The sequence below is a fragment of the Pradoshia sp. Z3_51 genome, assembly GCF_058215915.1.
In genome coordinates this window covers 195,634-209,182 of record NZ_JBZAJC010000001.1, presented here as the reverse complement: position 1 = coordinate 209,182, position 13,549 = coordinate 195,634, and the positions used below count along the sequence as shown (strand labels likewise).

General features: G+C 36.2%; 12 protein-coding genes and 1 pseudogene. 8 read left to right on the top strand and 5 right to left on the bottom strand.

Going from position 1 to position 13,549, the window contains the following annotated elements; translation table 11 throughout:
• Positions 1 to 33 precede the first annotated feature (33 nt).
• The 4 genes from AC4BHA_RS00945 to AC4BHA_RS00930 all read left to right on the top strand — a co-directional run bounded on the left by AC4BHA_RS00945 (position 34) and on the right by AC4BHA_RS00930 (position 6,594).
• Entirely contained in the window at positions 34 to 717 is a 684-nt protein-coding gene (locus AC4BHA_RS00945) for an ABC transporter ATP-binding protein (RefSeq protein WP_490557999.1), read from the top strand.
• Positions 714 to 3,308 (top strand): ABC transporter permease, encoded by a 2,595-nt coding sequence (locus AC4BHA_RS00940; RefSeq protein ID WP_490557998.1) that lies wholly within the window; start codon positions 714 to 716, stop codon positions 3,306 to 3,308. The genes AC4BHA_RS00945 and AC4BHA_RS00940 overlap by 4 nt, the downstream gene beginning before the upstream one ends.
• 1,094 nt (positions 3,309 to 4,402) lie before the next feature.
• Positions 4,403 to 5,374 (top strand): NAD(P)H-dependent flavin oxidoreductase, encoded by a 972-nt coding sequence (locus AC4BHA_RS00935; RefSeq protein ID WP_490557997.1) that lies wholly within the window; start codon positions 4,403 to 4,405, stop codon positions 5,372 to 5,374.
• A gap of 65 nt (positions 5,375 to 5,439) precedes the next feature.
• A complete protein-coding gene (locus AC4BHA_RS00930) occupies positions 5,440 to 6,594 on the top strand; it encodes a thiolase family protein (protein WP_490557996.1) in 1,155 nt (384 codons plus the stop codon).
• 61 nt (positions 6,595 to 6,655) lie between these two features.
• Here the strand turns inward: AC4BHA_RS00930 and AC4BHA_RS00925 are convergent, their stop codons facing one another.
• The 4 genes from AC4BHA_RS00925 to AC4BHA_RS00910 form a co-directional block, all read right to left on the bottom strand.
• Positions 6,656 to 7,576, bottom strand: coding sequence for an aldo/keto reductase (locus tag AC4BHA_RS00925; RefSeq protein ID WP_490557995.1), 921 nt, complete (start codon positions 7,574 to 7,576; stop codon positions 6,656 to 6,658).
• Positions 7,506 to 7,727 (bottom strand): hypothetical protein, encoded by a 222-nt coding sequence (locus AC4BHA_RS00920; protein WP_490557994.1) that lies wholly within the window; start codon positions 7,725 to 7,727, stop codon positions 7,506 to 7,508. Before AC4BHA_RS00920 ends, AC4BHA_RS00925 begins: the two co-directional genes overlap by 71 nt.
• Before the next feature lie 224 nt (positions 7,728 to 7,951).
• Complete coding sequence (locus tag AC4BHA_RS00915) at positions 7,952 to 8,848, bottom strand: sulfurtransferase (RefSeq protein WP_490557993.1); 897 nt, start codon at positions 8,846 to 8,848, stop codon at positions 7,952 to 7,954.
• Positions 8,849 to 9,404: 556 nt separating this feature from the next.
• On the bottom strand, positions 9,405 to 9,827 hold the full coding sequence (locus AC4BHA_RS00910) for a hypothetical protein (protein ID WP_066103686.1): 423 nt from the start codon (positions 9,825 to 9,827) through the stop codon (positions 9,405 to 9,407).
• Positions 9,828 to 10,210: 383 nt separating this feature from the next.
• Here AC4BHA_RS00910 and AC4BHA_RS00905 point away from each other — a divergent pair, with 383 nt between their 5' ends.
• The 4 genes and pseudogenes from AC4BHA_RS00905 to AC4BHA_RS00890 all read left to right on the top strand — a co-directional run.
• Complete coding sequence (locus AC4BHA_RS00905; protein WP_066103687.1) at positions 10,211 to 10,657, top strand: DUF6376 family protein; 447 nt, start codon at positions 10,211 to 10,213, stop codon at positions 10,655 to 10,657.
• 206 nt (positions 10,658 to 10,863) lie between these two features.
• A complete protein-coding gene (locus tag AC4BHA_RS00900; RefSeq protein WP_490557992.1) occupies positions 10,864 to 11,283 on the top strand; it encodes a hypothetical protein in 420 nt (139 codons plus the stop codon).
• 309 nt (positions 11,284 to 11,592) lie between these two features.
• Positions 11,593 to 12,081, top strand: coding sequence for a prolyl-tRNA synthetase associated domain-containing protein (locus tag AC4BHA_RS00895; RefSeq protein ID WP_066103692.1), 489 nt, complete (start codon positions 11,593 to 11,595; stop codon positions 12,079 to 12,081).
• Between the two features lie 407 nt (positions 12,082 to 12,488).
• Positions 12,489 to 12,586 (top strand): annotated as a pseudogene (locus AC4BHA_RS00890) (Arm DNA-binding domain-containing protein); the annotation flags it as partial.
• A gap of 283 nt (positions 12,587 to 12,869) precedes the next feature.
• Here the strand turns inward: AC4BHA_RS00890 and AC4BHA_RS00885 are convergent.
• Positions 12,870 to 13,103, bottom strand: a complete 234-nt coding sequence (locus AC4BHA_RS00885) for a hypothetical protein (protein ID WP_490557991.1) — start codon at positions 13,101 to 13,103, stop codon at positions 12,870 to 12,872.
• Between the last annotated feature and the right edge of the window lie 446 nt (positions 13,104 to 13,549).

Sequence of the window (13,549 nt, the reverse complement as noted above, 5' to 3'; positions counted from 1 at the left end):
TACTGATCTCATACCACAAGTGGAGGTCTTACAATGGAAATATTAAAAATTGAACATCTATCTAAAACGTATGGTAAAGGTGAAAGCGCGGTAAAAGCACTTGATGATGTATCTTTTACAGTAAACAAAGGAGATTTTATCGCTATTATTGGTCCTTCAGGTTCAGGGAAATCAACGATTCTACATATGCTTGGCGGTGTGGATCGACCGACAAGTGGCAAAGTGTTCGTGGACAACACGGATATTTATAATCTAAATGAGACGCAGCTGGCGATCTTTAGACGTAGACAAATTGGCTTGATTTATCAATTCTATAATCTTATTCCGGTCTTAACGGTGGAAGAGAATATTAAGCTTTCCCTACTACTTGATGGACATAAGGTGGATAAGAATCAATTTGAGGATATCGTGAAGACTTTAAATTTAGCTAATCGATTAAAGCATTTACCGAATCAACTCTCTGGTGGACAACAACAACGGGTGTCGATTGGAAGAGCATTGATTAGTAATCCTGCAATTATGCTAGCAGACGAACCAACAGGTAACCTGGATAGTAAGAATGGTAAAGAAATCATTGATTTATTAAAAATGTTTAATAAAACCTTTAATCAAACGCTGATTATCATTACTCATGATGAGCGGATTGCGCTACAAGCCGATAGAATCATTACCATTGAAGATGGAAGGATTGCCAAAGATGAGGTGATTCGTCCGTGAATATTGTTAACAAATTAACAGTAAGACATTTGAAGGAGAACAAACGGCGAACACTAGTGACCATTATCGGTGTCATAATCTCCGTAATGATGGTGACAGCTGTTTCTACACTTGTGGTTTCGTTTATGGATTTATTGCAAAGGCAAACGATAACAAGTCATGGAGAATGGCATGTCCTTTATAAAGATGTGAATAAATCTCAACTCAAAGCGATTGAAGCAGATGAGGACACTCAAACACTTGTCGTATCAAGAGATCGAGGGTACGCCCTGTTAAAAGAGGGAGATAATGCGAATAAACCCTATTTACATATTAAGGAATATAATGAACAAGGTTTTAAGCAATTTCCAATTGAGCTAAGTTCAGGGCGACTTCCGAATGCAGACAACGAAGTTGTTATTTCGGAGGAAATAGCAACGAACTCCAAAGTAGTATACAAGATTGGAGACACGTTAACACTCGATGTTGGCAAAAGAATGAGCACCGAGGTAAGTGATGCACCGTCACTAAGTCAGATGGACCGGCTGGAAACAGATGAAGGTGAGCTTGCTGAAACACTAGAACATACAGAAGCTAAAAGGTATAAGGTTGTAGGCTTTATAAAACAACCGACATGGGAGCCAGCAGGGGCACCGGGATATACCGTCATCAGTTATGTAGATGAACGTACATTGGGTGCCAATGATATCGTTCATGCCACAGTTGTATTAAACGATGTTAAGCGATCCTTGTTTACCCACGCACAGGATTTAGCTGAGCAAATGAACATTAATCTGGAGTCCATTGAATTTAATCATGATTTATTGCGTTTCTATGGTGTAACGAATAACGATAAATTAAGTATCACTATTCTGTCATTGTCAGTAGTCATTATGGGCATCATTATTGTTGGATCAGTCTCGCTTATCTATAATGCCTTTGCGATTTCTGTCTCCGAACGGTCCCGTCATTTAGGTATGCTCTCAAGCGTGGGCGCTACCGCCAGACAGAAGAGAAATTCGGTATTTTTTGAAGGGATGGTTATTGGCTTAATCAGTATCCCACTTGGCATCATGTTTGGACTTGTAGCAATCGCTAGTATGGTACTGTTTATTAATCCGATGATCTCTAAGGCCAATTTTGGCTTAACGGAGCAATTGACGGTGACGATTACACCAGGATCGCTATTGATTACCTGTGCCGTCTCGATCCTAACGATTTTCTTTTCAACCTATTTACCAGCAAGAAGAGCATCAAGAATATCTGCGATTGATGCGATCCGACAAACAAACGAAGTTAAACTTACAAATAAAGCAGTGAAAACATCGAAGTTGGTTAGCAAACTTTTCGGCTTTGAAGCAGAAATTGGTCTGAAGAATTTAAAGAGAAATAAACGTAGATACAAAGCAACGGTCTTTTCACTTGTCATTAGTATCGTTCTTTTCTTGAGTATGTCATATTTTACAGAAAATTTACAGAAATTGTATGGACTCTCACAGGATGTGAATTTTGATATTAAAGTGAGCAAGACCGGTAGTGACTCCATAGATGATCAGGTTATCGACTCGATTGCTACTCTTGATGATGTAACGGAATGGAATGTCATGAATAACTTTCAATTGTATTCGTGGATTGATGAGGATGTCATCGGGAATGAAATACAAGACCTGGTGAAAGATGAACCAAGTTTGATAAAAGAAGGGAAAGTCCAATATTCCATTGATTTTCACGTTTTAAATGAAAAAGACCTGCAAGAATATGCGAAAAGTGTAGGTGCAGAGTACAAACAACTCGTTAACTCAAACGACCTGTCTGCCATTGTCGTTGATAAGATTTCACATCAAGATGAAGCAGAACACAAATTTGGCGAGACAAAGGCCATTCAAGCAAACGTTGGCCAAAGCATTGACCTTGATGAAATAGATTGGGAAACTGGAAAAGAGACACCGATCAATAAGATCAAGATAGCTGCCTTAACGGATCAACTTCCTATGGGAGCCGAACAAACAGATGTAAGCGAGTTGAATATGATTATTTCTGAACAAGTCATGGATCAATTGAAAAGCAGAGAAGATGTTGAATTGTGGATTAATCTCAAGTCAACGAATCCGATGGCCACTGAACAGGCAATTGAGGACATGAAAATTAGTGATATTTACATGTACAATGTGTTAAAAAGTACGCAGGAAACAAAACAGATGGTTCTCCTGATATCCGTATTTGGGTATGGATTCATCTTATTAATTACTTTGATCTCGATCGCCAATATATTCAACACCATCTCGACGAGTATCTCCCTTCGTAAACGAGAATTCGCGATGCTGAAATCAGTTGGGATGACGCCCAAAGGCTTTAATAAAATGATTTCTTACGAAAGTATATTTTATGGAATAAAATCACTACTCTATGGGCTACCAATCAGTATCGGTGTGATGTATTTGATCTACATTGCACTTATAAATAGCTTCAATTTAACGTTCACACTTCCCTGGATGAGTTTTATATACATGATCGTGGCTGTATTGATCATGGTTAGCACAACCATGTTATATGCGAGTTCAAAAGTGAAGAAGGAAAACATTATTGATGCTTTAAAACAGGAGAGTATATAAGTTTGTAAATAGGGTTTAAGACGTAAACCTAGTAGAGAAATGCTACTAGGTTATTTTGTTATAGTATGACACCGTTAGACGACGTATTCAATCTCACTTGAACAACAATAGGTCCCGTAATCTCATTACTAATAAATATAATTGGAATATAACAATTCAAATTACATTGCTAACTATTAGCCGCTAAACACAATTAATATCATAAGCTGTTGGTTTAATTGTACAAAAACAGTACTTGAAGAATAAGTACTGTTTTTTGATACATTCACTAAAATATAGATTTACGCCAGGCTATGTCTAAAGCTTCTACTTCTAAAATTTTCTTTCCAAAGAATTAGTTACTTGCACAATTACTATAAATCGTTTTTTCGGGTATGTTCTTGTCGACCTTATATGTTCTAACTTTTTTTCTAATACTAATTCACGATGGCATGCGAAAGTAACATGAACATCTACAAGTCTATTACGATACTTTGTAGGACTTAAATACAAACTTATCTTTCTCTCTACGTCAAGTACACCATCGATTATTAGAACATACGCTAACGAATTGTTCAGAAAATCAGGAGTTTTTGAACATCCTTAATGCCTTAACGAATAAAATTCTATGAATTGGCTTGTAGAATTTTGCTTTACGTGTGTTTTCCGCATAATGTTGGTGAGACCACTATGAATAACATGCTTGATAAATATCAAGGCAGGACCATGTGTATGGAGGGTTAAACAGAAAACGCGATCATTTTACGGTTAATTTGAAGGAAATATCTAACTGTTGTTGAAAAAGTATTATATGAAGTTAAAACGTCTGCTTCAATTGCCGATTTTGATACCGATGTAGTGAAACTAAGTTACTTTGGTCAGGATGATAAATAGGTGTTCTATCATCAGTGTCATTCGAAAACATTGGGCGAGAGAGTAGTTTGTTGGCGGTGCTCTATCTCTTTTGTACACGTCATCCAAAGTAGATTGGTATTATCAGTATTTTATTGAGGTGTTACATAATCTTTTCTCAAAATATGATTTTATTTTACTGAAAACCTGAGATGGATATTTGTAAATTTATAAATTGATAAAAACATGGAGGTGGAGAATTAATGGTAGAAGTTAAAAAAATAACGGATCAAACAGTTTTGCCGATTATTGTTTCACCAATGTTTATTATTTCTACTCCTGAAATGGTACTGGCAAGCTGTAAATCCGGAGTGGTTGGTACTTTTCCAACCTTAAATGCACGAACTGAGGAACAATTGGAGGAATGGTTTCAAGTAATCAAGGAAGGGCATACGAAATTGCAGAAGGAACAAACAAACAAAAAAATTGCACCCTGGGGAGTAAACTTAATTGTTCATTCTACTAATCATCGTTATGAAAGTGATTTAGCATTAATTAAGAAATACCAACCACCTATCGTCATTACGTCTCTTGGTAAACCGGTTAATGAAGTTAAAATTGTCCATGAATATGGAGGACTGGTATTTTCCGATGTTATTAGCATTAAACATGCGAAAAAAGCAGCTGAGGCAGGAGTGGATGGATTAATTCTTGTTTGCAATGGCGCGGGTGGTCATGGAGGTACATTGAATCCGTTTGCCTTTATAGCTGAAGTAAAGCAATTTTGGAATGGAATCATTATTTTGGCAGGCTGTATATCAAACGGGCAAGAAATCGTAGCAGCAAAAGCGCTTGGAGCTGATTTTGTTTATATGGGAACTCGGTTTATCGCTTCTTTGGAAGCGGTTACTAAAGAAGGGTATAAAGAAATGTTAATTGAATCGAATGCCAGCGACATTATTTATACGGATACCTTTAGTGGTGTGAATGCCAATTATCTTATCCCAAGTATTAAAAGAGTTGGATTGGATCCTGCTAATCTACCGGGAAAAAGCGAAATGAATGTGGTTCGTAAAGAAAATGATGCAAAAGCCTGGAAGGACATTTGGTCTGCTGGCCAAGGGGTAGGGTCGATTAAAGATATACAACCAATAGAGTCTATTATTATAACCTTGCACCAGGAATATGAGGAAGCAATCTGTGAATTATCCTCTGGACATGTATCAAAGGTATAGCACGAAATTATTACTAATCAATAATAGACATTTATTTTCATAGAGAATTCAAAGGGGGACTTCTAATGAGAGAAGCGGTTATAGTGGAAGCAGTCAGAACTCCAGTCGGGAAAAGAAGGGGTGTATTTAGTTCAGTTCGTCCGGATGATTTACTTGCAGGGGTTTTACGTAAACTTACCGAGAAAGCTGGGATTTCTAGTGGTTTCGTTGAAGATGTTATTATTGGCTGTGTTTCTCAGGTTGAAGAACAAGCCATAAACATTGCAAGATCAGCTGTACTGATGGCTGATTTCCCAATCCATGTACCTGCCACAACGATTGACCGTCAATGCGGCTCAAGTCAACAGGCAGTTCATTTTGCTGCACAGGCTATTTTAAGCGGTGATATGGATATTGTAATTGCAGGCGGAGTTGAAAGTATGACGCGAGTGCCAATGGGATCAAATAGGTTACATGCAAAACCAAGCGAAGAACTTTCTTCGCGTTATGAATTAATTAACCAGGGTTTATCTGCAGAGAGAATAGCAGAAAAATGGGGATTTAGCAGAAATCAGCTAGATGAATTTTCAATTAGAAGTCATCAAAAGGCTATCCGGGCACAGGATGAAGGACGATTCGAACGAGAAATCATGCCAGTAGAAGTAGTTAATGATGATGGAACTAAAACTATAGTCACTCAGGACGAGGGACCGCGTCGTGAATCCTCAATGGAGAAACTAGCCACACTGCCAACCGTCTTTAAAGAAAACGGAGTCATTCATGCGGGTAACGCGAGTCAAATGAGTGATGGGGCTGCTGCGCTTCTAATTATGTCAAAAGAGAAAGCGACCCAATTGGGATTAAAACCACGCTATAAAATTATCTCCAGAACTGTAATAGGCTCTGATCCGACCTTGATGCTCACAGGTCCAATTGAGGCTACTAAATTGGTATTAAAAAAGAGCGGTTTGACCATTAATGATATGGATTTATATGAGGTAAATGAAGCATTCGCACCTGTTCCTCTATGCTGGATGGAGGAGCTTGGAGCTGACCCGGAAAAATTAAATGTTAATGGAGGAGCTATTGCACTGGGTCATCCATTAGGAGCGAGTGGTGCCCGCGTCATGATTACGTTAATGCATGAATTAGAACGAATAGAAGGACGGTATGGTTTACAGGCCATTTGTGAGGGAGCAGGAATGGCGAACGCTACTATTATTGAAAGAATTGTAGAGTGAACTATTTTAAATAAGATGAGTATGAGTAAGAGGGGCATAAACCAGTTTGTTTATGCCCCTTTTACGATTGAAATGGTTTATTAGTAACGTTTTTAGGGTCTTCCTGTATTAATTTGAGATTGTTAATCACATGGTTGAGATGTTTCATCCCCACCATTACTGAGCTAATGTTTTGCTCTCCCAAAATGGATAGTAAATGATCGTTTGGAGTACTATCTTTATCTATTAATTTACCCAAGTTAAATGGAGCGCTGGTCACTGTGGTTAACCCAAATTCCTTCGCGGCATCTAAAACAGTTTGAAATTGTTGATTTACTTGTTGATTTCGTCTTGTTTTCGCATAGTGAATGATTTTGTTATAGGGGAATTGTAGAAACTTAAAGTGATGATTTACGCCAACAATTTTTAGAAGCGTTTTCATGACTTTCTCCAATGAAATATAATCTTGCTCTTCAGGATCGCATAATAATCCATTCCAAGTAGCAAACCCGTAATAACGAATATTTCCCCTGGATACTTGTTCCTCATAAAATAAAAAGAGTGATTCAAGCTGATGATAAAAATCTTCCTCTCCTAAAACCACCAGTGAGAGTTCGGGATTATGTATATAATGGATGTCAATAGTATTTATCCTGAGATGCTTCTTACTTTGTTCGATTGCGAATTGATAATAGGAAGGAGCCAAAACGTGTCGCTGATTTCCTACGATATGTAAATCGGCTTCTTTAACTATTGCTGCATCTAGTAGTATTTTCTGTAAATAATCTTTAGGTACAAGCCCTATATCAATATCTCCTGGGATAATTCCTGCTTTAGTAGAAATCACTATTTCCTCACGATTTATTGTTCCATTATCAATTAAACGAGATAAAACTAGGCCGATGTCACGTTCTGATCGCATTCCTCGATAATTAATTGCTGTATCTAAAAAATTGATTCCATTTTCCAATCGAAGTTTGATAAAGTTCAGAGTCTGTTTCATCCATATTGCCTAAATGTGTGCCAATGGCGATTGGAGAGACTGAAAAATGATAAAGATTTCTTTTTATAACTCCATACCTATCTAAATATGCAGAAGTAGCTTTTGAAGTTGCAGAACCAGTATGCATTAAAAATTTATCTTCTTTATTCAAATCCCCAACTCCATTCTCGGAATATCATTCTGCATACATATTTCTTTATCTTTGAGTAAGAATCCTTCCTAACTGTTCAATCTAACCGATAATCCAGCCAATTCCATGCAAAATCCAGCCAAATCGCTCAATAATCCAACCGATTCTCAATACAACCTTGCAACCTGAAATAAAAGACCCCCAAACCAAAATTTGAGGGTCTTCTCTAATTATCAATTAATCTATCATTTACTCCCAGTCACTAATGGCAGGTCAGGCATGGAGGCCCATTCATTCATGGAGCCATCATACACCGCGACATTTTGGATACCTAATTTTTCTAGTATTAAAGCATTCCAGGTAGCAGCAATTCCGCCACCGCAATAGGTAATTACTTTTTTATTGGAATCAAATACACCGATATCCGCAAAGTTTTCCTTCAATTTTTCATCGGAAAGGATGGTTTTTGTTGCTGAATCCGTATGGCATCGAAAGAATACATTGGCACTGCCTGGGATATGGCCTTTTCTAGGATAACTTTTAGTTTCACCGCGAAAATCCTCTGGAGAGAGACTGTTGATTAGAATAACAGAATCGTCATCTAGAGATTTTAAAACCTTATCCATTGTTACCAACAATTCATCTCTTCTGTTGCCTTTAAATGAAGCTTTAGGATAGAATGCCTTTTCGGTTGAAGTTGGACGACCTTCTTCAATCCATTTTGGCAAACCGCCATCCAAAACGGCAATATTGTCTAAGCCCTCATATTTAAGCTGCCATCTTAAACGAGATGCCCAATATGGAGCAAAAAATGGAGCCCCAACAACCGCTCCTCGGTCATAGATTACAGTGTAAGTCTCCTGATCGCCGATTCCTAATTCTGAAACCTTTTCTATGAAATAATCTCTATCAGGAACAGTGAATGGTAAATCAGAAGCGGAATCAGATAGTTCATTTATTAAATCTGCATACACCGCCCCAGGTATATGTTCATGTTCATATGATTCCTTACCTGATGAGAGTGTGATACTGCCATTTTCTAAGGGTTTCATAAGAGTAGTTACGTCTATTAATCTTAATTTAGGGTCATCAAGTCGGCTTGATAACCATTCTGTAGAAACAATAATAGGAATTGTTTGCATGTATATTTCCTCCTATATAAGTTATTCTGTTAAATATATAATAATTTCTATGTAAATACTATGAATTAGCTTTTTATCTAACATCAGTGACAATTTAATTTAGATCCCAATAACTATCAGGAAAGTCTATAATTATTTGACACTGTTTATGAAAAATTGATATTTGATGCCTTTCTAAAACATTGATACGTAACATACTTATCTCAACGGGAGATTGTCTCATAAGCTGTCAAACAGGGAGTCTTTCCTTCATTTATCTTTCGTAAAAGTATCATTAAAGAAATACATATAAAATGCATTACGTTACAAATACTAGTCCGATAAATAGAATTCTGTACCTGAAAGTTTTTAGGTTTGATTAAGTAGTTTGATAATAAGCGATTCTAGGGTTCATTCGTTGTTTGGATAATCTTATATTGCGATGGTATGTATACTTCGAGAGAAAATATCCATCCACCGCAAGTGATTTACTTATAGTATCGGTGGACAGATAGTTGACTTTTTACGGTCATATTAAGAGATTCGTGGTATTTACATATGTCTAGATAATTAATAATTAGCAACTATAAGCTAATATACTAGATGTAGGGAAAGAGGCAAAAGTAAAAGTAGGAAAAATGATTCCTGTAGTATTACCAAACGGACTTGCTGATAGGACCCACATTAATACATAACGACCATTATTTAAAAGCATAATTGTCCAGCGTCTATCACAGCCCACCCCAAAAGTTGTTCCAGTTCCTGAACCAACCCATGTACCTGATGTTAGAACCTCTTGGCCTTTTGACGGGTTTTGTAGAAGATATTGATACATATTAATCGTATTCTGTGAAGGTGGGGGTGTGCCCCCAGTTGGTGAACCACCTGTGCCGGGCATTCCAGTATTGGTATTCGGCCATCCTGTTGATGTTCCAGGCCATCCTGGAATAGGAAACGGAAGATTGGGAAGCCCGGGGATTTGTCGATCATAATATTCCATTAATATACACTCCTAATTCAATTTTTTATAGGCTAACGACAGTATATTATTGGTTTGATTAAGGGTGTGGGCAATAATTCTTTAACATTAAATATACAATCATGGAATAGATTGTTTTGTTATAGTTGAATGTTTGCTTTTGATTGGATCGAGAATAAATGGAGTAATCGGTTAGTGTGTTAAACTAGAAGATATCAGTAGGTTTGTTATTATTCTTAAAAGAGCTTTTGTTAAAGATAAATGTTGTTTTTACATTGAGTAGAGTGATTCTTCCATAAATTAATAAATTGGATGACTGATAATGGTATGAAATATACTTGGCCAGTATGAGTCGATTAGGATATATATTTTGTTTATACTGAGGAATGGATGGAGGAAAAAGAATGAAAAAATTATTATCAATGCTTATTTTACCAATGACTATTTTTCTGACGAGTTGTTCGACAATAGAGGAAGTGTCAAATTCTTTAAATTATGTTACGGAGGCTACGGATTACATTGATGAAGTAAATCAATTTGCAAATGAATTACCAACTGTAGCAGAAGCAGCAATAAACGATTTAAATTCAAAAATTCAATTAGAAGAGTTATTAACAGAAATGCAAAATGAATTAGAAGAATTCAATATACTTGAAGCACCGGCTATGTTAGAGGATATTCATAATCAAGTGGTAGAGCATAATATGGAACTAGCAAGTGGTATTGAGTTGTATTTAGAAAATATAGAGGCAGGCACATTAAGTTCAGAATTACTTTCGGAAATTGGTTTATTGGAGGAAATCGCTGTTTATAATGATCTGTTAAGCCAAATTAAGAAATTAAGCGAATAAAATAATATTCTACTGAGGCGCTACAGGATTTAAAATCCTGTAGCCAGTTTTTTATTGTACTACTATCAGTCCGTTGACCAGGAAGGATTTATGTTTTTTTGTTAAACCTCTTATGGAGATAAAGGGGCACGTTAATGAAAAAGGGTATAGATGATGGATTATCGAATATTTATATTAAATACTAATCTTTCTTAGGGGTGCTATGTTTGAGCAAACAAGATAAAATAGGGGAAATATCGATTATTTTAAAGAGGAAAATAGTAACGGCCGTTGTTAGTAGTTTAATATTTTCCCTTATCTTTTCAATACCAGCGGGTTTTGAAGGGGATTTATTTTATAATTTATATTATATAAATTTTATGATTGTTATTACCTACGGGGTTATGACATCCATATTTAGTGACTGGTTTAGCAGGAAGCTTTCAAAAAAAGGGGTAATTCGTGAAATTGCTTCCTTTTTATTTCATGTTGTTCTCGGATCAATGTTACAAGTTTTTGGTCTTATTTCTGCCATCTCATTCTTTATTGTTGACCGTTTATTAATAAGGGTGAAGATCGGGTGGATGTCAGTTTTTATTGCATTATTAATTGTAGTACTAGCTTTTCTATTTCTGATTAATCGGTAGCTAAAATAAGCGAAGCAAACTTAATGGTTATAGATTCTAATTATACTAGTAGTGTAGCTTTGATAAAATTAAAGGAACTGCGATCTGTACTGAAACCCCAGTTAGAGTCCAATCTAACTTCTTGGGTTCACATCAGATCGCAGTTTCTTTTGTTATGGTCTATTGGTTAGCTTAGTGATCATTATTTAAAATGATTAATAAGATTTTTCAAGATTGATTTATCGAAGGCAAATACTTCGGGATTTTTATGATAAAATATTTTAATATAATAACAATATTCAGAACTGTAATGATGGAGGCCTATTCTTTATGGAACAATATCAAATTGTATATAATACCTTAACTAAAATGAATATTCCATTTGAAGTAGTTGAACACCCTCCTGCTTGGACAACAGCTGAAGCAGACAAATATATTGATGGGAAAGAAGGGGTGCGCACTAAAACGCTCTTTCTTACCAACAAAAAAAAGAATGCGTTTTATTTAGTTATAATGGATGGAGCAAAGCGTCTTGATATGGATCATCTTGCTACTATTCTCAATGAAAAACGGATAAGCTTTGGTTCTTCCGAACGGTTAATGGAAAAAATGGGGTTATCTCCTGGTTTTGTTTCTATTTTTGGATTGCTAAACAATGATGAACACGACATAAAAGTCTATTTAGATAAAGAGATGCTCTCAGAAAGATTAATAACGTTCCACCCTAATGACAACACTAAAACTCTATTTATGTCTACAGAAGATATGTATAAATTTATAACTACAATCGGGTATGAGTACACGATAGTTGAACTTTAATAAAACCAACCAAATTTAGTGAATGATTAAACTTAAATAATCGAGTGTGTTTTAAATGCAAAAGCACTAAATAAAAAATTAACATAAATTTGGACTAGTAGGTTGAAGTCAAAAATGTAATCATGCGGTTTAGACGGTAGTGATAGTGAAGTTGGATCAATTAGAAGATATCGATTTAGTTTGAACTTGGACAGTACAGTCCATACGCCGATACAATAATATTTAGGCGGAGGAATATATGGAAGCGGTTAGGAAGGGAATGGACAACCCTCAATCCTGCATATGAAGCTATAGAGAAAGATAACTTTCACAGTACAAACTATGCTTCTATTTCATAAATCCACACTAATATCAACCCTACCTCCATCAACAAAAATGGAGGTTTTTTTATTGACAGTTAATAAGTTGGTAAAGTATGGTCGTTTGGATAGATGCCGGTGCTGACACACTTACTGGCAAGAGGAAACAGATTTATCGAAGTGGTTTTAAAACAAAACGTGAAGCGCTTAATTAAAAAGGCGAAGGTTCCATGCCACTTCATAATCTTAGGCATATTCATGCAAAGATTCTTATTAGGAGGCGAATCGGTTTATGGAATATTAATTTTACTAAAAATAGAAAAAAGGCTCAAACCCTTGATACACATGGGCTTAAGCCTTCCTGAAAAGTATGATCCCGACTGGGTTCGAACCAGCGACCCCCACCCTGTCAATTTACTATTCCGAATCTTATACACAATATATGCATAAATAGAGTCCAAACAGTCCATTAATTCAGGGTGAAAGTGATTATTTATACAAGCTTAATCGATTAATTCCATTGTTTCTAGAAATTCTGTGCAATTTTTGTGCAGTATGTATACGAATGAATAACTTGTGTATGGCGGTGGGGTTTATTCTCATAAAAAAGTGCATTAATACATAATCACGGAATTGTGCATAGTCACGCTGATTAGGCGTTGCAAGTAGTTGCTTTAATTCCTCCAAATTTAATACCTCGATAAGTTCGGCAGGCTTTGTCATATTCTAACGCCCATTATCGGATTGGAGCCGATAATCTCTTCCTCGACTAAACACTTAAACATAACTCGTAAAGTCTGAAGGCGCGTGTTTATCGTAGATGGAGCCAAGCCTGTCGTCATACCTAGGTCTTATATTTATGACAGCCAAACTTGACCCAATCATCGAGGACCTTCCGCCTGCTAAATAGCTTTGAATTTCGTATACAAAATGTCTAAGTTATCCGCAGCCTTGCTTACCACCTACACCAGAAATCCCGCCAACAATAGCAGCTGCAGTTCTCATGACTCCAATTATCACTCAAAATATAAACAACACCAATCTTAAATCCAACAGAAAGTTTTGTTTCCCCTATGATAATTAGTTGGAGTAGGATTTTATATTTTGTTCATCCTTTTCCTTCTTTTATTGAAATCACCTAGAAAAATACATTTAATTTGTAGTAAAAT

Bases quoted from the DNA above. Each gene is read 5' to 3' on its own strand.
- AC4BHA_RS00915 (WP_490557993.1), bottom strand. From the start codon at position 8,848: ATGCAAACAATTCCTATTATTGTTTCTACAGAATGGTTATCAAGCCGA.
- AC4BHA_RS00945 (WP_490557999.1), top strand. From the start codon at position 34: ATGGAAATATTAAAAATTGAACATCTATCTAAAACGTATGGTAAAGGT.
- AC4BHA_RS00935 (WP_490557997.1), top strand. From the start codon at position 4,403: ATGGTAGAAGTTAAAAAAATAACGGATCAAACAGTTTTGCCGATTATT.
- AC4BHA_RS00895 (WP_066103692.1), top strand. From the start codon at position 11,593: ATGGAACAATATCAAATTGTATATAATACCTTAACTAAAATGAATATT.
- AC4BHA_RS00930 (WP_490557996.1), top strand. From the start codon at position 5,440: ATGAGAGAAGCGGTTATAGTGGAAGCAGTCAGAACTCCAGTCGGGAAA.
- AC4BHA_RS00925 (WP_490557995.1), bottom strand. From the start codon at position 7,576: ATGAAACAGACTCTGAACTTTATCAAACTTCGATTGGAAAATGGAATC.
- AC4BHA_RS00905 (WP_066103687.1), top strand. From the start codon at position 10,211: ATGAAAAAATTATTATCAATGCTTATTTTACCAATGACTATTTTTCTG.
- AC4BHA_RS00910 (WP_066103686.1), bottom strand. From the start codon at position 9,827: ATGGAATATTATGATCGACAAATCCCCGGGCTTCCCAATCTTCCGTTT.
- AC4BHA_RS00885 (WP_490557991.1), bottom strand. From the start codon at position 13,103: ATGACAAAGCCTGCCGAACTTATCGAGGTATTAAATTTGGAGGAATTA.